This window comes from Thermaurantimonas sp. (genome assembly GCF_046299575.1).
In the GTDB taxonomy this organism is placed as follows: domain Bacteria; phylum Bacteroidota; class Bacteroidia; order Flavobacteriales; family Schleiferiaceae; genus Thermaurantimonas.
The window spans coordinates 175,022-193,596 of sequence record NZ_JBKBHX010000004.1; the positions used below are offsets into that span (position 1 = coordinate 175,022).

The 18,575-nt window shown below is 43.1% G+C and carries 18 protein-coding genes and 1 tRNA gene; 10 read left to right on the forward strand and 9 right to left on the reverse strand.

Going from position 1 to position 18,575, the window contains the following annotated elements:
* Nucleotides 1-28 precede the first annotated feature (28 nt).
* On the reverse strand, nucleotides 29-928 hold the full coding sequence (hemC, locus tag ACK4EX_RS07250; protein ID WP_409771252.1) for a hydroxymethylbilane synthase: 900 nt from the start codon (nucleotides 926-928) through the stop codon (nucleotides 29-31).
* Nucleotides 929-1,181: 253 nt separating this feature from the next.
* Between hemC and ccoG the strand changes: the two genes are divergently transcribed.
* The 7 genes from ccoG (at nucleotide 1,182) to ACK4EX_RS07285 (ending at nucleotide 6,487) form a co-directional block, all read left to right on the forward strand.
* On the forward strand, nucleotides 1,182-2,609 hold the full coding sequence (gene ccoG / locus ACK4EX_RS07255; protein WP_409771255.1) for a cytochrome c oxidase accessory protein CcoG: 1,428 nt from the start codon (nucleotides 1,182-1,184) through the stop codon (nucleotides 2,607-2,609).
* Between the two features lie 7 nt (nucleotides 2,610-2,616).
* Nucleotides 2,617-3,039, forward strand: coding sequence for a FixH family protein (locus ACK4EX_RS07260; protein ID WP_409771258.1), 423 nt, complete (start codon nucleotides 2,617-2,619; stop codon nucleotides 3,037-3,039).
* A complete protein-coding gene (locus tag ACK4EX_RS07265) occupies nucleotides 3,036-3,803 on the forward strand; it encodes a sulfite exporter TauE/SafE family protein (protein WP_409771259.1) in 768 nt (255 codons plus the stop codon). The genes ACK4EX_RS07260 and ACK4EX_RS07265 overlap by 4 nt, the downstream gene beginning before the upstream one ends.
* A gap of 77 nt (nucleotides 3,804-3,880) precedes the next feature.
* Nucleotides 3,881-4,120 (forward strand): NifU family protein, encoded by a 240-nt coding sequence (locus ACK4EX_RS07270; protein WP_371851060.1) that lies wholly within the window; start codon nucleotides 3,881-3,883, stop codon nucleotides 4,118-4,120.
* 67 nt (nucleotides 4,121-4,187) lie between these two features.
* On the forward strand, nucleotides 4,188-6,047 hold the full coding sequence (locus ACK4EX_RS07275; protein WP_409771262.1) for a 2-oxoacid:acceptor oxidoreductase subunit alpha: 1,860 nt from the start codon (nucleotides 4,188-4,190) through the stop codon (nucleotides 6,045-6,047).
* A gap of 28 nt (nucleotides 6,048-6,075) precedes the next feature.
* Nucleotides 6,076-6,151, forward strand: a tRNA-Met gene (locus ACK4EX_RS07280).
* 36 nt (nucleotides 6,152-6,187) lie between these two features.
* Entirely contained in the window at nucleotides 6,188-6,487 is a 300-nt protein-coding gene (locus ACK4EX_RS07285; RefSeq protein WP_409771263.1) for a GIY-YIG nuclease family protein, read from the forward strand.
* A 776-nt stretch (nucleotides 6,488-7,263) separates the two neighbouring features.
* Here ACK4EX_RS07285 and ACK4EX_RS07290 read toward each other — a convergent pair.
* Nucleotides 7,264-8,394: an ATP-binding protein gene (locus ACK4EX_RS07290; RefSeq protein WP_409771265.1), complete on the reverse strand. Its 1,131-nt coding sequence runs from the start codon at nucleotides 8,392-8,394 to the stop codon at nucleotides 7,264-7,266.
* A gap of 707 nt (nucleotides 8,395-9,101) precedes the next feature.
* Between ACK4EX_RS07290 and dusB the strand changes: the two genes are divergently transcribed.
* From dusB to ACK4EX_RS07305, 3 genes are read left to right on the forward strand one after another with little or no spacing between them, the layout of a single operon-like run.
* The gene (dusB, locus tag ACK4EX_RS07295) at nucleotides 9,102-10,082 is read left to right on the forward strand and encodes a tRNA dihydrouridine synthase DusB (RefSeq protein WP_409771267.1); all 981 of its coding nucleotides are present in this window, start codon (nucleotides 9,102-9,104) and stop codon (nucleotides 10,080-10,082) included.
* 6 nt (nucleotides 10,083-10,088) lie between these two features.
* Entirely contained in the window at nucleotides 10,089-11,294 is a 1,206-nt protein-coding gene (gene pcaF, locus ACK4EX_RS07300; protein WP_409771270.1) for a 3-oxoadipyl-CoA thiolase, read from the forward strand.
* Between the two features lie 25 nt (nucleotides 11,295-11,319).
* Complete coding sequence (locus ACK4EX_RS07305) at nucleotides 11,320-14,088, forward strand: hypothetical protein (protein ID WP_409771272.1); 2,769 nt, start codon at nucleotides 11,320-11,322, stop codon at nucleotides 14,086-14,088.
* 15 nt (nucleotides 14,089-14,103) lie between these two features.
* Here ACK4EX_RS07305 and ACK4EX_RS07310 read toward each other — a convergent pair whose 3' ends face one another.
* The 7 genes from ACK4EX_RS07310 to ACK4EX_RS07340 all read right to left on the reverse strand — a co-directional run bounded on the left by ACK4EX_RS07310 (nucleotide 14,104) and on the right by ACK4EX_RS07340 (nucleotide 18,572).
* Nucleotides 14,104-14,811, reverse strand: coding sequence for a LysM peptidoglycan-binding domain-containing protein (locus ACK4EX_RS07310; protein WP_409771273.1), 708 nt, complete (start codon nucleotides 14,809-14,811; stop codon nucleotides 14,104-14,106).
* 259 nt (nucleotides 14,812-15,070) lie between these two features.
* A complete protein-coding gene (locus tag ACK4EX_RS07315; protein WP_409771275.1) occupies nucleotides 15,071-15,352 on the reverse strand; it encodes a hypothetical protein in 282 nt (93 codons plus the stop codon).
* A gap of 1 nt (nucleotide 15,353) precedes the next feature.
* Nucleotides 15,354-16,313 (reverse strand): DUF3078 domain-containing protein, encoded by a 960-nt coding sequence (locus tag ACK4EX_RS07320; protein ID WP_409771276.1) that lies wholly within the window; start codon nucleotides 16,311-16,313, stop codon nucleotides 15,354-15,356.
* 5 nt (nucleotides 16,314-16,318) lie between these two features.
* Complete coding sequence (locus ACK4EX_RS07325; protein WP_409771278.1) at nucleotides 16,319-17,074, reverse strand: enoyl-CoA hydratase/isomerase family protein; 756 nt, start codon at nucleotides 17,072-17,074, stop codon at nucleotides 16,319-16,321.
* 5 nt (nucleotides 17,075-17,079) lie between these two features.
* On the reverse strand, nucleotides 17,080-17,829 hold the full coding sequence (locus ACK4EX_RS07330) for a uroporphyrinogen-III synthase (RefSeq protein WP_409771280.1): 750 nt from the start codon (nucleotides 17,827-17,829) through the stop codon (nucleotides 17,080-17,082).
* Nucleotides 17,830-17,854: 25 nt separating this feature from the next.
* Entirely contained in the window at nucleotides 17,855-18,451 is a 597-nt protein-coding gene (locus tag ACK4EX_RS07335) for a DUF4271 domain-containing protein (protein ID WP_409771382.1), read from the reverse strand.
* Nucleotides 18,381-18,572, reverse strand: coding sequence for a hypothetical protein (locus ACK4EX_RS07340; protein ID WP_409771384.1), 192 nt, complete (start codon nucleotides 18,570-18,572; stop codon nucleotides 18,381-18,383). The genes ACK4EX_RS07335 and ACK4EX_RS07340 overlap by 71 nt, the downstream gene beginning before the upstream one ends.
* Nucleotides 18,573-18,575: the final 3 nt, after the last annotated feature.

Consider the following 18,575-nt stretch of genomic DNA (forward strand, 5'->3'; position numbering starts at 1 on the left):
GTGATTCAGTCCAAATATAAAGAAATTTTTAATCATATTTTTTTTTCTTTTCTAAAAGTTTAATGGCTTCATTTTTAACAATCTGATGAGCATCTTCATCTAAAGAAAAATGGAACTCTGTTGAATACACTTTCGAAAAATCTTCAATATCGTATAGCTCACCCCTAAAGTAGCCTCTTTGACCCTCAAGAGTCGCTAAGCAAGCTATCGGAGCCGAGCAGCCACCCTCAAGCGTTTTTAGAAATGTTTTCTCGAGCGAAACGCAGAGTCCTGAATCTGAATGGTGCAATATATGAAGGGTTTGAAGGATTTTTTCATCTTCTTCCCGAGCCACTATTGCCAAGGCTCCCTGCCCGGGAGCGGGTAGGAAAGGTAATTCGTAGGTGTAATATCCTGTAATTTCAAGCCTTTGAAGACCCGCAGAGGCAAAGATGGCACCGTCCCAGACGTGTGTTTCCAGCTTCTGAAGTCGAGTCAACACATTTCCTCTCAAAGGCACAACTACATGCTGTGGATATTTATGAAGCCACTGAGCCTTGCGACGTACACTACCGGTTGCTATGGTACAAGTGACTTCAGATAAAGAAATCAGATCTATTGGCTTACGAGATACCAGAGTATCGGTATAGATCCCGCGTTTTGGAACTGCTGCTACTACAAGCCCTTTTGGCAGAGATGTGGGAACGTCCTTGAAGGAGTGGACAGCAATATCGATCTTCTTTTCCAATAAAGCCACATCGAGCGTTTTAGTGAAAATTCCCTGAATTCCCATTTCATAGAGAGGAGTTGTGAGATTTAAATCTCCTTCGCTTTTAACTGGAATAATTTCAGTCAGTATACCAATGTTTTGAAGAGATTTTGCAACAAATTCGGCTTGCCAAAGAGCTAATCGACTGTCGCGAGTACCTATTCGCAAAGTTTTATTCACTGAAAAAAATTTTGGACAAAAATCCGAAAAAGTACATCAATAGGCTGTCATTTTGATTGCTATAGATTTCTCTGAATATTTTCAGTAATGTGAAACTTAAGCATTGATGCAACTGAACATTGTGTTAAATCATTACAAAATATGCAGACTTTGGTTTTAATAGTAATCGACATTACGAGTAGAATTGATAAATGTCATAATGGTACCAAATGTCATCAAACTACCTTTGATTACCTGTAAAAGGAAGCGTAAAATGAGCTCAAGCGAAGACTATTTGTCAGATGAATCTTTCAGAGATCGAGTTGGATTTATCACCGAAGACGGCAAGAGAAAGTTTATTTATCCTAAAAAGCCTTCAGGTAAATTTTATAAATATCGCACCTGGCTCAGCTATGTGCTTTTAACGATTTTGTTCACAGGTCCTTTTTTGCGCATCAACGGCCAGCCGTTTTTGATGCTCAACATCCTTGAGCGCAAGTTTGTGATTTTAGGTCAGGTATTTTGGCCTCAAGACTTTCATTTAGTGGCACTTACATTTGTAACAGGCGTTGTATTTATCATACTATTTACAGTAGCCTATGGTCGACTTTTTTGTGGGTGGGTATGTCCGCAAACGATTTTTATGGAAATGCTTTTCCGAAAAATTGAGTATTGGATTGACGGCGACCGCGGACAGCAGCTTCGCCTCGCCTCCATGCCATGGAATGCAGAAAAAATCCGCAAACGCCTTCTTAAAAATGGAATTTTCTACTTGATATCCTTCATCATTGGCAATGTGTTTTTGATGTACATCATCGGTTCGGAAGCATGGATCAAACTGGTGACCGACGACCCATCGAAGCACATCGGTGGTCTTACGGCTATGATTATTTTCAGCGGTGTATTCTTCTTCGTATTTGCCTGGTTTAGAGAGCAAGCCTGTATCGTGGTTTGTCCGTATGGCCGATTGCAAGGCGTACTGCTTGATCGAAATTCCATCGTGATTGCTTACGACCGGTTAAGAGGTGAACCAAGAGCTAAGTTTCGAAAAAACGAGGATCGCTCATCAGCCGGCAAGGGCGACTGCATCGACTGCGGACAGTGTGTAGATGTGTGTCCAACGGGAATCGACATTCGCAATGGTACGCAGCTCGAATGTGTGAATTGCACCGCCTGCATAGATGCCTGCGATGCCGTAATGGACAAAATCAACAAACCCAGAGGCTTAATAAAATATGCTTCCGAAAATCAGATCGCTAACGGCGAAAAGTGGAGATTCACCGGCCGTCTGGCTTTTTACACCGTCGTACTGACTTTGCTACTTGGCCTGATGGGCTTCCTGATTTTCAACCGCGTAAAAGTTGAAGCCACCATTCTTCGAACTCCTGGACAACTCTACCAGGCTTATGAAGACGGCACCATCAGCAATGTATACAACTACCAGCTGATTAATAAAACCTCCATGCCCATAAAAGCCGAACTGCGCATGATAGAACCGACTGAAGCACGTATCATGCTTCCTGGAAAAGAAGACTTAACCTTTGAGCTTACAGTTCAAGACATTAAGAAAGGAGCCATGTTTGTATACATTCCAAAGGAAAAGCTCTCTTCAGGTAAAAATACCATAAAAATCGGAGTATTTAATGGAGACGAATTGCTTGACGAAGTAAAATTATCCTTTTATGCACCTATAAAAAAGTGATTGAGACATGAGACTTAATTGGGGTTGGTACATAGTGTTTGCTCTGGTAGGATTTGCTGCATTTGTAATATACCATGTGATCGGAATGATGCGTGAAAACACAGACTTAATTACAGAAAATTATTACAATGAAGAGTTGTTGTATCAAGAGCGAATGGAAGAAAAGCAGAGGGTCATCGACGAAAAAAGATTTCTGAATATTCGTTACGATGCCCAAAATGTATATATTCGATTACCTTTTGAAGCTTCTTTTGAAGCTGAAATCAATTTTATACATCCTGAACGAAAGATTTTCGACAGGTCATATACCACTACTGATACCTTAGTTGTACTGCCTCGCTCTGATTTAAAACCAGGAAAGTGGAATCTCAAATGTCTTGTGACTTACGAGGGCAAAAAGTACTTATTTGAAGAGATAATTTTCTTATGATTGGGGCAGGTTTTATATTGGGATTAGCCGGCTCACTGCACTGCGTGGGTATGTGCGGTCCTTTAGCTGTGGCAGTACCAAATATGTATGTCAGAAAGGTGAATAAATGGTTTAGTGCTTTTCTTTATCACTTAGGAAGAGCTTTTACTTATGCCATTTTTGGGTTGATATTTGGAGCTTTGGGCAAATCTTTTTCACTTGCTGGAATGCAGTCCTGGGTTTCTATCGCTGCCGGAGTGGTAATGATAGTCATGGGAATAATCCCATTTTTTCAGTCGGCCTTTGAAAAGTTTTTTACTAAAGTTTTTTATCGACTCAAAATTAATTCGTTACGAAGTAAATTACTGCAAAAGCCCAGAAATCCAATCTTCATCGTGTTGCTCGGAAGCCTTAATGGGCTTTTGCCATGTGGACTCGTTTATGTAGCCCTCGCCGGTGCACTTGGCACAGGAAATCCGATGATGGGAGCTGCTTTCATGTTTGTTTTTGGCTTAGGAACCTTGCCGGCCTTATATCTTCTAAGCGTGGGAGGGAGATATGCTATGTCATTAAAAGGTTTTAATGCCAGTAAGGTTATTTCTTCTATTACCATCATTGTGGGTTTGCTTTTTGTTTTAAGAGGAGCCGATCTGGGAATTCGATTTATCAGCCCTAAATACGAAGCACTTAAAGTCAAAGAGGCTGCCATTAAACCTGATGAAACACCGGGTGGCTGCTGTACAGCACCAAGAGAAAGCGATAGCGATGCTCACAGATGTCATTAAAGTGATAGACTTCGTTTTAAGTGCTATATTTTAAAAGTATTTTTGCCATTAGTTTCAAAATAATGAGGTTATAAATTTTGATGAATCCAGAAATATTGCAAAAAGTCGAGCAAGCATTATCTGAAGTCAGACCGTTTCTACAGACTGATGGAGGGGATGTTTCTTTAGTTGAAATCAGTGACGATTTGACTGTAAAAATTCGTCTTCATGGTACTTGTGTAGGATGTAATGTAAATCAAATTACCCTAAAAGCAGGTGTAGAAACTACCATCAAAAAGTACGTACCTGATGTTAAAGAAGTGATACAAGTGGCATAAATTCTTGGCAGATTTATTCTAAATATAGCGCATATCCACCGTACTTTACCTAGTATTACTGCATAAAATGGGAAATGTAAAAACGATAGAAAAAGCCACAGTTTTATTTGCCGGAGATTCAGGAGATGGCATTCAACTGGCCGGCATGCAATTTTCGATGACGACGGCCATAAAAGGAAATGACCTTAGTACATTTCCCGATTTTCCGGCTGAAATCAGGGCACCAGCAGGCACTGTATCAGGCGTTAGCGGATTCAAGATAAATTTCGGATCTACTGAAATATACACACCGGGCGGCCAGGTAGATACCCTGGTGGTGATGAATGCTGCTGCTTTGAGAAAAAATCTGCCACTACTTAAGCCTGGTGGATTAATCGTAGCAAACACTAATGGCTTCGATAAGCGCAGCCTTGAGCTCGCAAACATTCCACCGGATAAAAACCCTCTTACTGACGGAAGCCTTACCAGTTATAATCTCATTGAGGTAGAGTGCACGCGTCTTACTCGCGAAGCTTTAAAACACCTTGGCCTCAGCACCCGCGACATGGATCGCAGCCGAAACATGTTTATGCTTGGGCTTGTGTATTGGCTTTACACTCGCGACCTCGAGCCCACTATTAAATTTTTTCAACAGAAATTTTCTCAACAGCCTATTATACAAGAGGCTAACATCATTGCTTTAAGGGCGGGATATCACTTCGGCGAGACTATTGAAGCTACAGCCGAACGTTTTGTGGTTGAAAAAGCCCAACTTCCGGCAGGGAGCTATCGAAGCATTACAGGTAATGAAGCCATTGCTATAGGATTGGTAGCTGCTGCTCAAAAGGCTGGTTTAAAGCTCTTTTACGGCTCATACCCCATCACTCCTGCTTCCGACATATTACACCTGTTATCTGGATACAAAGCCTATGATGTGTACACATTACAGGCAGAAGACGAAATTGCAGCTATAGGCTCGGCAATTGGGGCCTCCTATGGTGGAAATCTGGCAGCTACAGGTACCTCAGGACCAGGAATGGCATTAAAAACGGAAGCTATTGGCTTAGCCGTAATGCTTGAAGTACCACTGGTAATTGTAAATGTTCAGCGCGGAGGCCCCTCTACAGGACTACCTACAAAAACAGAACAAGCCGATCTATTTCAAGCTATTCACGGCCGAAACGGCGAGGCACCTCTTCCAGTGTTAGCGGCTTCTACTCCTGCTGATTGTTTTGAAATGACTTTTGAAGCATGTCGCCTTGCTATCGAGCACATGACTCCTGTCATTCTCTTATCAGACGGCTACATAGCCAATGGGGCTGAACCCTGGCTTTATCCTTCAGCTGAGCAACTACCCGAAATCACTGTGAAACACCCCGCCCCGGAAAGCGAAGTTTTCATGCCTTATAAGCGCGATAATGACTTTGTAAGGGGTTGGGCAATACCCGGCACTCCGGGAATGATGCATCGAATCGGTGGACTGGAAAAAGAAGATATTACCGGAGCTGTTTCGTATGATCCTGATAATCACCAAAAAATGGTGAATATCCGCCTTCAAAAGATCTTAAACATCGCCAACTACCTACCCGATGCAAAACTTGATGAAGGTGAAGAGATTGGTGACTTGCTGATTATCGGCTGGGGATCAACCTACGGAGCTATCAAAGTAGCTGTTCAGAATTTGAGAAAGAAAGGGCATAGAGTCTCACAACTGCATTTAAAATATCTCTATCCTCTGCAGAAAAACGTTAGGAACCTTGTTAAAGGATTTTCAAATATTCTTATCCCAGAATTAAATATGGGGCAGTTAGCCTTTTATCTAAAAGCAGAATTAGGAATTAAACCCTTTGAATTACATAAGGTTAAAGGGCAGCCCTTTTTAGCAAAAGAAATAGAAGACGAAGCATTAAAAATTCTAACAAAAAATTTGGTAGAAACAAACTTGTAAACTTATCTTTGCAGCCCAATTTTGATACCGCGGGGTGGAGCAGTTGGTAGCTCGTCGGGCTCATAACCCGAAGGCCGCAGGTTCGAGTCCTGCCCCCGCTACCAGAAGATTGCCGCATCTTATCGCGGCTTTTTTAATTTATGCACTTCGTGTATATCCTCTACTCCCCTTCTGCCGATTCTTTCTACGTGGGGCAAACTGTCGACCTACCCGAGCGCTTTAGAAGACACAATGCCAGAATCGAACCCTCTACCAAAAGATTTGCCCCATGGCTCCTCCTCTGGTCAACACCTAAAAATACTCGTGAAGAAGCTGTCCGGCTTGAACTTAGGCTCAAAAATCTCAGCCGAAAGCGAAAAATCTCTTTTATGCTTCGCCATTCCGAAGGTATTTCGAGCCCAGACGAATTGAAGCTGCTGCTTCAATTGTCTGGGTGCTGACAAGACCTTCGGGCTTCGTCAGCATCCTGCCCCCGCTACCAGAAGATTGCCGCATCTTATCGCGGCTTTTTTAATTTATGCACTTCGTGTATATCCTCTACTCCCCTTCTGCCGATTCTTTCTACATATGGTAGACCGTTGATTTTTTCCGAGTTATTTATTCCTGCAATCACAGCATCGTAGAATTTTTTTCAACTTTTTGGGCGTGCCCTCTGACGAAGGCGCCTTGAGCGCCTTCGTCAGAGGTCGGTGTCCTACAGTGTCCGCTTCGCTTACGTGCTTCGCTGCGCTACGCACCGCGCTGGCGCGCGACTTCCGGCCACCTCACGCGTAAAGGTGCTTCGCACTTTAGAGGTCTAAAATCACTCGGATAAAACAGAACTTTTACGACATTACTTGTTGATAATTAGCCCTTTGCACAGCATAATCTGTACTTTTTTTAACGCTTAAAGCCTAAACTTTTGCGAATATATTCGCAAATTCTTTAAAGATTTTGCGAATACATTCGCAATTTTAGACACTTTTTACATATATACTTGATTTTGTGCGTGTTATGTATATTAAAAAAGTCTGTTTTTTTGATTTGATGTGTTTTTCAGCGGATTTCAGCTTTTTTGGAAATTTTTTATATTACAATGCTGAAATTTTTACTATTTGATTTACAGTCGCTTAGCTCACGATTTTATACATGCATTTCTTACAAAAATTCAAATATTGTGAATTTTGCGAATACATCCGCAAAATCTTTAAAGATTTTGCGGATGTATTCGTAGATTTTAGTGATTTGTAAGAAACGGAAAGAAGTTTTTTTGGTGTATAACTTTCATGATTTCAGGATTATACTGCTCCTGAAAGGCTGTGGGAATGCGCGCTGAAGATTTGCGGGCTGACCATTTGAATTCATAGGCCGAGATGACACCATCTGATTCTTCCACATAATCGACTTCCTGCCTGGCATGGTTGCGCCAGAAGTAAGAATTGGCAAACATGCGATGATTTTTCAGCAGCTTCATGCGTTCACTTACAAGGAAATTTTCCCACAGTGCGCCTACATCATTGCGCATGTCGATGGGTTGGAATTGCTTGATTACTGCGTTTCGGATGCCATTGTCGTAAAAGTAAATTTTCCGGGATTTTTTCAGCTCATTGCGAAGGTTGCGGCTGAATGGGTAAAGCCTGAAGATGATAAAGGCTTTTTCAAGTAAATCGATGTAATGTTCTACGGTTTCGTTGTCGAGACCACAGATTTGTCCTAACTCGTTGTATGAAACAGGACTGCCTATCTGGAAGGCAAGAGCCATGACAAGCCTTTCCATCCGGTCGGGCTTTTGGATGCGCTCCCAGGTGAGGATGTCGCGGTAGAGGTAGCTGTTGGCCAGTTCGAAGAGGATTTCCCGTTCGTTGCCGGGATTTGAAACCACTTCCGGGTAGTAGCCATAGAGCATCCGGTGGGTGAGCAGACGCTTCTCCTCGAGTGCTCCGTGATGGATTACGAGTTCTTCGTAGCTTAGGGGGGTCATCAGGTACTCCCATTTGCGGCCGGTTATGGGTTCATTTACCTGATTTGATAGGTCAAAGGAAGACGAACCTGTGGCTATGACTTTTGCGCCTTTGATGTGATCGACTACCATTTTGATGACCAGACCTATGTCTTTGATGCGCTGAGCTTCGTCGATGAATAGGATTTTTTTGTCACCGAGCAGGGTACGAAGCAAGGTTACGTTGGGTGCAGAGAGCAATTCGCGGGCATCGGCTTCGTCGCCGTTCAGACGGAGTACATCATCGCGGCCGTCGAGCAGGTTTTCGACCAAGGTCGTTTTACCCACCTGACGTGGCCCGAAGAGGATGATGGCTTTATGGTCGTCGAGTTTTTTTTCTATTTGCTCTTTTATAATCCTGTTAATCATATACTTATGAGGTGAAATCACATATACTTTCGCAAATTCTTTAAAGATTTTGCGAATGCATTCGCAAATTTATACTCTTTTTACTCATATTATTGATTTTGTGAGCATTATATCGATAAAAAAAGTCTTTTTTTTGGATTAATAGGTTTTTTGAGTGGATTTTGGCATTTTTTGAAAATTTTTTTATTTCAACGCATAAATTTTTACTATCTGTATTTCTGATTTTTAACTCACATTTTGTTGGATATTTTTCTTACATATTTCAAATTTTTTGACTTTTGCGAATGTATCCGCAAATTCTTTGATGATTTTGCGGATGTAATCGCAGATTTTAAATCAAAATCAGGGAATACAATGTTTATTACGCGGGAATCTGAGAGGGTCGCGTGAGGGATACGGCGGGCGCGCGACAGCGCGGTGCGAAAGCAGCACAACGTGCTGCTGAAGCACGGAAGCGAAGCGTATGCTGACGAAAACTTTTTGTTTTGTCAGCATCTTCGACCCCATTCGAGTAGCCCGACCCAGACAGAGCGCGCCTGAGCGCTCTTGTCTGGGGCACGCCCTGAAAAAAAATTAAAAAAAATTAATTCTGTGAAAGGTGCAAAGGCTCTGAGGGAGGGAAAATCTGTCTAACTATTCTTAATAGTCTGTTTGCCAATGACTTCAGGCTGGCTATGTATTCCTATCTTTGCGCCATCAGACGGCATATGGTAAAAATCGGTAACATAGAGCTTGGCGACTTTCCGATACTGCTGGCACCGATGGAGGATGTGAGTGATCCGCCGTTCAGAAAGGTGTGCAAAATGTATGGGGCCGACCTGATGTACACGGAATTTATCAGTTCGGAGGGCTTGATTCGCAATGCGATCAAGAGCCGGACTAAACTGGATATTTTTGATTACGAGCGGCCTATCGGCATTCAAATATTCGGTGGTGACGAAGAGGCTATGGCTATGGCTACCGAGATCGTCGATGCGACGGGGCCGGATCTGGTGGATATCAATTTCGGATGCCCTGTAAAGAAAGTAGTGTGTAAAGGCGCCGGCGCAGCCGTGCTAAAAGATATACCGCTGATGGAGCGCCTGACCAGAGCAGTGGTGAGAAGTACCTCGCTGCCAGTGACGGTGAAGACGCGGCTGGGCTGGGATGAATCGAGCAAAAACATCGAAGAAGTGGCTGAACGCCTTCAGGATGTGGGCATTAAGGCGCTGACCATCCACGGACGTACGCGCGTACAGATGTACAAGGGCGAGGCCGACTGGACACTCATCGCGCGGGTGAAAGAAAATCCGAGAATTCACATACCGATCTTCGGAAATGGGGACATAGACTCTCCGCAGAAGGCACTGGATTACAAAAACCGCTATGGTGTGGACGGCATCATGATCGGGCGGGCAGCGATTGGATATCCGTTCATTTTCAGAGAAGTAAAGCACTACATCGCCACGGGTGAATTATTGCCTCCACCCACAATCGAAGAGCGCGTAGATGCCTGCCTGCAGCACTTGGAATTCAGCCTTCGATGGAAGGGGCCAAGGCTGGGACTGATAGAGATGCGCAGTCATTATTCGAATTACTTCAAGGGGATACCCAACTTCAAACCCGTGAAAGTGCGCCTGCTCACCAGTGACTCTCAGGATGAAGTGCTGGAAATATTAAACGAAATACGACAACTGGAATTTGCATAATCTCAAATGAAGCAAGCTTTTATAATCGACGGAGTGCGTACGCCGATCGGAAAATTCGGCGGGGCGCTCGCCGATGTGCGCGCTGATGACCTGGCAGCGCATGTGATCGCAGAGGTATTGAAACGACAGCCATCCATACAACCCCATGAAATAGATGACGTGGTCATGGGCTGTGCCAATCAGGCCGGCGAGGACAACCGCAATGTGGCGCGCATGGCGCTGCTGCTGGCCGGATTGCCTGTGACCGTGCCCGGCGAAACCGTAAACAGGCTCTGCGCCAGTGGACTAGCGGCTGCCGTGCACGCCATGCGCGCCATTCGCGCGGGCGATGCCCAAGTGATGATAGCCGGTGGTGTAGAACATATGACCCGAGCACCTTATGTAATCAGCAAGCCATCAAAGGCCTATGGCACCGACAGCCAGATGTACGACAGTTCGTTTGGATGGCGATTCATCAACCCCCGGATGCAGCAGATGTATGGCACAGAGGCTATGGGTGAGACGGCTGAGAATCTGGTGGAGATGTACGGTATCTCGCGTGAAGACCAGGATCTCTTTGCCTACCGAAGCCAGATGAAAGCAGCTGAGGCTCAAAGAAATGGTCGATTGGCCAGGGAAATTGCACCAGTAGAAATCCCTCAGAAAATAGGAAACCCGATACGAGTGGACAAAGATGAATTTCTCAAACCGGATACGACGCCCGAAGTGTTGGCCGGGCTGAGACCTGCATTCCGAAAAAACGGAACGGTAACGGCCGGCAACGCATCAGGCCTGAATGATGGTGCTGCTGCTTTACTCATCGCCTCAGAAGAGTATGTGCGTGATCGCCAATTACATCCGCTGGCCCGAATGGTAAGCATGGGTGTGGCCGGCGTAGAACCACGCATCATGGGCATCGGACCTGTGAAAGCCTCAGAAATAGCCCTGAAGAAATCAGGCCTTACGCTCGATCAAATGGATATCATCGAAATAAATGAAGCTTTTGCTGCTCAGGTGCTTGCGTGTACTAGGCTGATGGGCCTTGCCGACGACGACCCTCGTATCAATCCAAACGGTGGGGCTATAGCACTTGGTCATCCTCTTGGCATGTCAGGTGCGCGAATTCTCTACTCAGCTGCGCTTCAACTTTCGCTCACTGGCAGTCGCTATGCCCTGGTGACCATGTGTATAGGCGTAGGACAGGGCTATGCCGTCATTCTGGAAAAGGCCTGATGCCAAAACCTGACGGCTTACATCCATGACAATACATCGATTACTTAAATTAGCAAAGTTCTTCTTTGTCTGGATGCTTTCGGATTGGGCATACACCCAATCTCTGCCAACGTGTAGTATTCATGCATCGATCGATCACAGGCAAAGTCAGCTGCATGTAAAAGCTGTGTGGAAAAACCTTCCTTCCGTCGATACCCTTTGGTTTTATTACATGCCACAAGCTCTGGCTGACGAAAAGTCTTACTACAGTCGTGAGCAGGACGAATATCAAAATCCAGGACTTTATTTTTTCAGGGAAAAAAGAGCTTTTCAACTACCTGAATTTAAGGAAGATCACAAACTTCTAAGGCATTCGACGTCAACAGAGGTCTTTGGCCTTTTAAGGGCGAATGATTCGGTTTCATTTACCTACACGATACCCCTGATCCGACATCCGTTTCCGGTATCAGCTCTTCTGCCGGGGGGCGATGTGCTGCTGCAGTTTTTTTATCCACAGTGGGCCGACCAAGGGCACATTACCCCTTTTAATGCACATCTATACCTGAATTTGCCACGTGCCCGATATTTTTTGGAGATAGATGCAGATGTGAGCTACACTTTAATAGCACCCGGACGGATAACTTCAGAATATCTCGATACTGCCGTACGCTGGAAGGTAGAAGCTGACAGTCTGCAACATATCAACCTAATATTGACGCATGAACTCATCCGTATGCCTTCGGTGAGAGGAAACGAGCATATCACTGTTTACGCAAGGCCAGAGCATTTATCTAAACTTTCCACAGCTGTGCAGGAAATAACAGGAATGTCAAAATATCTGGAAGATGAGTACCGATACCGCGATCTAACCCCCATTCAGGTCGTAGATGCATCGGGATTTGAAAACCGAATCTTTCCCAATGGATATTGGCTGCCTGTCAGGATGCCGGTAGTACCTGATTATCTGCCGGCTACCCTGGCAGGTGCGTATTTTGAGGGTTTTTGCGCACGCCATATTTATGGCAATCGCTGGAAATATCCGGTTTTTTACAGTTCGATAGCCGATTTTTTTAAATACGAATACATCCGAAAGCATCACCCTGAAATTCGCCTGGCCGGACCTCTGGCCAGCACGTGGTTAGGGTCACTTTTCGGCCTTCAGGACTTGCCTTACCATTATCAGAATCAGTTGATCTACCTCTTCACCGAGCGGCAGGGATTAGCACTACCCTTATCTGATGAGTATTCAAATGCTTCGCGTCTTCACCTCGATGGTGCTGGAGCAGCCAAGTATGTGACCTCACTGTTTCACCTGAAAGGATATCTTGGAGATTACAAATTTCGCAGATGGATTCATGAGGCACTTTCTACCGGTGCGGCAGCTTCACCGGAAACATTTCATCAACTGCTGTCTGACAGTCACCACAGATCACTCGAATGGTTTACAGTGGATATTTATCAGAAAAACAAGGTGTTGGACTATTCGATGTTGCACTCTCAAAGGTGTAACTATACGCAGGTGGTCACCGTTAAAAATCGTGGCTCTGTAGCGGCACCTATTCCTATTTCGGGAATTAAGGACGATAAAATCCTCATTACCCAGTGGTTTGAGGGGCACAGAGGTACAAAGAGAATTCCCATTCACACGGAGGAGTTTGAACGCATCATCATCGATGCACAACTCATAACACCTGAAATCAACCATCACAACAATCAGATCCGCACCAAAGGATTGTTTCGGCGATTCGAACCTGTAAGATTTCAATTTTACACCGGCCTGGAAGAGCCTCTGCGCAATCAGCTCTACTGGTTTCCGATGATCAACTACAATGCCTACGACCAGATATTGCTCGGCCTTTCGCTCTATAACAACGGACTGCTGCTCAAAAAGTATGAATACATGGTCAGTCCGCAGTTTTCGACCGGTACCGGCAAGCTCACAGGTGCAGCGAGTTTTACTGCCAACTATGGGCTACATAGCGGGCCTATTCACATGATTCGCGCCGGGATGTATTACAAATACTTTCATTACGACCGCAACCTGGCCTTCAGCCGCTGGTCACCTACCGTGCGCCTGTGGTGGCGTAAGTCAAATCCGCGCTCTAAGACTTTTCACATAACACGCTTGCGATATGTGGACGTAAAGCGGGAACTGCCGCCTGACTTTCAGGAGCTGCCTGTATCCATCACTAATGCAAGCTATGGTGTAGTAAGCCTGAACCACACATTGGAATACACATCCATACTGCATCCAGCTATTGTAAAGATAAATATCGAGAACGCCTCTGCTTTCACAAAAATATTCGGCGAGTGGGATCAGAGATGGATGCTTCCAAATAGGAAATGGCTGATTGCCCGTGTATTCTATGGTCGTTTTCTGAGGAATGACATCCCGGCAGCCAATGCTTTTTACAACTTTGGCATGTCGGGCACACTGGACTACAATTTTGACTATCTCTTCTATGGTCGAAGTGACAGCACAGGCATCTGGAGCCAGCAGATGTTTGTGACCGACGGAGGGTTTAGAGCAGCCACGGGATTGTTTGCCCAGCGATGGATGGCCACAGCCAATCTTAGCGTACCTGTTTGGAAATTTTTTGGTTTTTATGGAGATGCCGGATTCAGCGATGGAGTATTTGCCCATGGAGCAGGCATTAGATTGGCTTTTATCACCGATTTTTTAGAGCTGTATTTACCACTCTACACATCACACACCCGACCTTCAATGCCTCCAGGCTATGCGCCCACCATTCGTTTTCTCATCAACCCCGATTTCAACGCCATTCAGCAGCGGCTACGCCGGGGGTGGTTTTGAAATAACTTTCTTAAATTATTTCTCTGCAGGAATCACAATTCGCTGACCAGGGGCTATCAAATCTGACTTTAAGTGATTTTCAGCTTTAATTGCTTGTACACTTGTGCCAAATCGACGCGCTATTGATGTAAGTGTATCTCCTTTTCTTACAGTGTAATACATTTTTCGAGGACTTTTCTCCTGTTCAAAAGGAATTTTACTCATGTATGCCGCCCAAGGTTTTGGCTCGTTAAATTCATTAATTTTTGAAGAGATTTTTATAGGATAATTCTTGGGTACTACTTCTGTGCGCAAGGCAGGATTAAGCGATTGCGTTAGCCGAATGTCATTTCTCGACACAATCCATTGGCCAAGAGAAACATCGAAGCCATGCTTTACAACAGTGTAAGAAGAATTAAGTTGAAATTTATCTGCAGGTACAATTGACTGAAAATATAATATTAACAGATTAAAGACTTGCTTCCACATAGCCAAAGGGTTATCAGGGCTATTTTGTTGTAGTTGAGACTGAATATCCCAACGCAACAACCGCATCCAATGCTGAAGACACAATAAACTTTCGTAGAGATTAAAACGCTCGTCGATATAAGAATCTATCCGAAAACCACACATTAAACCCTGAAAAACCGAGAGTTTTGCAGCTCCAGCTTGTTCGATTTTATCCAAATAGTTTTCTTGCAAACCTGTAAGCAGCGCAGCCAATGCTAAAGCAGAATCACTCACTTCAGGGTAAAGAGCTTTGAAGTAGGATATTCCAAAAACCTGTCTTAAAGAGTGTTTACGCAAAAAATTTAAAACATGTTCGTTCTTAATAGCCTTTGCAATAGGTGTTACCTCTTTTACAAGATTGGATACTTCATAATAATTTTCTGGGATCGTTGAAGGCGGCTCAAAAGCGTAACGAAGTTCAATCCATTTATAAATGTCTTGAGAGGTTGATAAAAAACCAAAAGTTATATATAAAAATGAAAAAAAAAGAATTTTATTCTGCCTCCTTTTTCCTCTGAGGTCTTCTGAGTTTTTGCGATTTTTTGTATTGTATTGCATTGTCCAAATGTACCCTGTATTTTATTGCTGTTCCTACTACACTTATTCCTGCATTTATAAAAATAAGAGCTAGGGTACCCACTATAATCCAAAATTTGCTCTGGCCTTGCGATTTCAAGATTATAGCTTCTCCGAGTAGGCTAAGACCAAAACCATTCAACAAGAGACCAATTACAGCATGTATTAGCCATTTTTTGCGAAGCTTTTCTCTTATCATATCACGATTTTTTGTTAGTGAATGTATAAGTAAAACCTAAGCCAAGAATCTGTCTTATTTGTAAGCCTGGCGCATTGACTTTACCGTCGCCATTCGTGTCTTTTACCAAAACATCATCGTCGTAAATCATCTGAAGCTGAAAACTTACTGACAAGTATTTATACAACTTGAAAACAATAATATTGTCCCAGTTTACATCAATATTTTGAGGACGATCAAGATAATTTGAAAATAAATTAATTCTGGAAAAAATATCCACGTTGTTTTGAAGTTTTTTCTTGTAAATTAATTCAACGAATGCACCCATTTCCGTACGCATACCTCCTTTTGAGAATCGCGAAACATTAGGAATTTCTTTTTTAAAAAATTGATCTTTTTCAAAAAGAGAATCGTCGAGCACAACCGTTTGTTTAACTTGTATGGGAGAGATGTATATAGCCAAATCTTTAATACTTGTATTGGTGAGACCTAGTCCGTACGACAAATAGGCCGGAGCCATGAAGGTCGATATACGCACTGTATCTGCTGGATTGCGGAATCCATCGGCAAACTGCGTTCGAATATTGCCAAAAATCGAAGTATTCCACTTTGATTCCCCAATCGCGCGATCGAGTCTGGTAGTGAACTCAAGGCGATCGTCTGTTTTCACGGTGATATCCTGCTGGAAGTTGTACCCCAAATTCGCCTCAAGTAAATTAAACCAACTCCACCCATTAAAGGCCTTTACGGCTCTTTGGCGAAGTACTCCTGAGATGTTAAGGTTATTGTTTCCGCCGGCAGCCCAGTTTGTTAAAGTAGTTTGAGCAACTGCGAGATTGTATATGCCATCAATCGTCCACTGCTCGGTAGCATTTTCAGCTCTGCCTTTCTTTTCTAAACTTTTAAATGTGTCTTCTAAATTTTGAGAAAATGAAGTAACCTCGAGTAGAAGCAAAGCTCCCACCGTGAATACTCTACCCATACGAATTATTTGTTCTTAAATTTTTTAATAAATGACTTTGTGAAGTCACTCAAAACAAGCTTTCCACTAATTTCAGCACGTTGTAGGAGAAGATCGTCCCAATTTTCCGTATTCTGCCAAAATATTTTCTTAAGCTCAAAAAGGGCTTGTGGATTGTACTCGGTGAGCTGCATGGCTAACGCCATCGTTTTTTCTTCTAGCTCGGTTTGATCCTTTGCCAAATACTGATATATGCCTTTTTGATGTGCCCATTCAGCCGACTTCCAAACAGCCGGCTCGAGTGCCATTTCGCTGAATGCAGCCTTACCGGCTTTGCGCTCTATAGCTGGTCCTACCACAAAGGGACCTATACCAACCGCTAATTCTGATAGTTTAATGTGTGAATGTATAGTTCCAAAGGTGTAATCGCACGAACAAGCCAAGCCAATCCCACCGCCCACAGCCTTTCCATGGATACGCCCAATGACAATTTGTGGGGCCTTGCGCATGGCGTTGATCACATTTGCAAAACCAGAAAAGAAAGCTTTTCCTTGTTCTAAATTCTCTATTTGAATAAGTTCATCAAAACTTGCTCCTCCACAGAAGGCCTTGTCGCCACCGCTGCGCAATACAATGACCGATACATCAGCCATGCCAGAAAGCTTTTTAAAAGCATCGGCCACCTCTTTGAGCATGTTTGACGGGAGCGAATTTCCTGCCTGATGAAAAAACTCTACCTCGGCTATCCGCTCTTTAATCGTAGTTCGAACATAAGATTGCATGAGAGTTATTTTCCCTTGTTGGTTTTTTTAATAAAATCTTCAAGAGCCATAGCCATACTGGGGTGCTCTGGTGTAGGAGCAGGGATATCAAGGCGCAAACCTCTGTCTAGAATGGCTTTTTGTGTGGTGCTACCAAAGCCGGCTATTTTTTTGTCGTTTTGCACAAAATCGGGGAAGTTGTCAAAAAGCGACTGAATTCCCTGTGGTGAAAAGAACACAAGTACATCATAGGTTACGTCTCTGAGGTCTGATAGGTCGGCTGAGACTGTTTTGTAGAGTATTGCCCTCTTGTAGTTAATTTTAGCTCCATCGAGAATTGTAGGAATTTCAGGTTTCAAAATATCTGATGAAGGCAACAAAAACTTATCGTCTTTGTGCTTTTTCATCATTGGCAGTAAATCGCCGATTGAGTTTTTGCCGAAGTAAATCTTGCGCTTGCGATATACGACGTATTTCTGCAAGTAGAGTGCAATACTCTCAGTTAAGCAAAAATATTTTAGATCGTCAGGTATGGAATATCTGCACTCTTCAGCAATTCTGAAAAAGTGATCTACTGCATTTTTGCTAGTGAAGATTACCGAAGGATATTCAGCAAGGTTTACTTTAGACTTTCTAAACTCGGTTATATCTACGCCCTTCACCTCAATGAAAGGTCTAAAATCGACCTTAAGTTTATATTTTTCAGCTAAATCTTTAAAAGGTGAAGGTTCATTGCCGGGATCCGGCTGTGAAATGAGTATGCTCTTAATTTTCAAAGCCCTATGAAATTTTATACCTTCTTTACAACTTACCGCTCATCCAACCTGTAATCCAAAACACAGGAAGAATTTCGGCGCTGCAAAGGTACACCAAAATAAACAACGGTGACAAGCTTTCAAATTTGTACATGTACCAGGCTATTTTCCCAAGATTGTAGAGGTAAAGCGCTAAACCAACAAATAGCGTAATCCACAAAAAAACAAGGGATTGTTTTAATGTATAAAAGCTTATAAATAAAAAGGGTATTCCCAAAATCCCAATAAAAGAATTTCCTAGATCAAAATTTCTGTTTAAAAATTCAGAATCAGACCCCTGAATAAAAAAAGAAAGAACAAATTGTTGGATAAAACTTTTTGTGAGTAAAAAAACGCTTAAACCCAGCAATAATTTAAAAAAAACCAAATGGTTAAGGACTAATCCACCAGACTTGATTACAAAATTAAAAAAAAGCAAAATGGCTAAAGTCAGCACAAAAATGTAATTAATATACAGCGGAAAATAGTTAAAAAACTTCACATTCTCAAGTTCATCTTCTACCTTTTTTAGGTTAAATGTCCACAGAATTTTTAAATAAAAATGTACATTTTTTGCCCATATGTTCTTTTGTAAAACGAGCAAAAAAATGCATAATACTATCGTGTAAAAAAACCAATCTCCCTGTGCCTTGTTGACGATCTCCACGCCACAAAGGTACTTTCTTTTCGTCTTTATAGCCGGGTAGATTAACTTCACCGGCCAAAAC

Bases quoted from the DNA above. Each gene is read 5' to 3' on its own strand.
- ccoG (WP_409771255.1), top strand. From the start codon at position 1,182: ATGAGCTCAAGCGAAGACTATTTGTCAGATGAATCTTTCAGAGATCGA.
- ACK4EX_RS07260 (WP_409771258.1), top strand. From the start codon at position 2,617: ATGAGACTTAATTGGGGTTGGTACATAGTGTTTGCTCTGGTAGGATTT.
- ACK4EX_RS07265 (WP_409771259.1), top strand. From the start codon at position 3,036: ATGATTGGGGCAGGTTTTATATTGGGATTAGCCGGCTCACTGCACTGC.
- ACK4EX_RS07275 (WP_409771262.1), top strand. From the start codon at position 4,188: ATGGGAAATGTAAAAACGATAGAAAAAGCCACAGTTTTATTTGCCGGA.
- ACK4EX_RS07285 (WP_409771263.1), top strand. From the start codon at position 6,188: ATGCACTTCGTGTATATCCTCTACTCCCCTTCTGCCGATTCTTTCTAC.
- ACK4EX_RS07290 (WP_409771265.1), bottom strand. From the start codon at position 8,394: ATGATTAACAGGATTATAAAAGAGCAAATAGAAAAAAAACTCGACGAC.
- dusB (WP_409771267.1), top strand. From the start codon at position 9,102: ATGGTAAAAATCGGTAACATAGAGCTTGGCGACTTTCCGATACTGCTG.
- pcaF (WP_409771270.1), top strand. From the start codon at position 10,089: ATGAAGCAAGCTTTTATAATCGACGGAGTGCGTACGCCGATCGGAAAA.
- ACK4EX_RS07305 (WP_409771272.1), top strand. From the start codon at position 11,320: ATGACAATACATCGATTACTTAAATTAGCAAAGTTCTTCTTTGTCTGG.
- ACK4EX_RS07315 (WP_409771275.1), bottom strand. From the start codon at position 15,352: ATGATAAGAGAAAAGCTTCGCAAAAAATGGCTAATACATGCTGTAATT.
- ACK4EX_RS07320 (WP_409771276.1), bottom strand. From the start codon at position 16,313: ATGGGTAGAGTATTCACGGTGGGAGCTTTGCTTCTACTCGAGGTTACT.
- ACK4EX_RS07325 (WP_409771278.1), bottom strand. From the start codon at position 17,074: ATGCAATCTTATGTTCGAACTACGATTAAAGAGCGGATAGCCGAGGTA.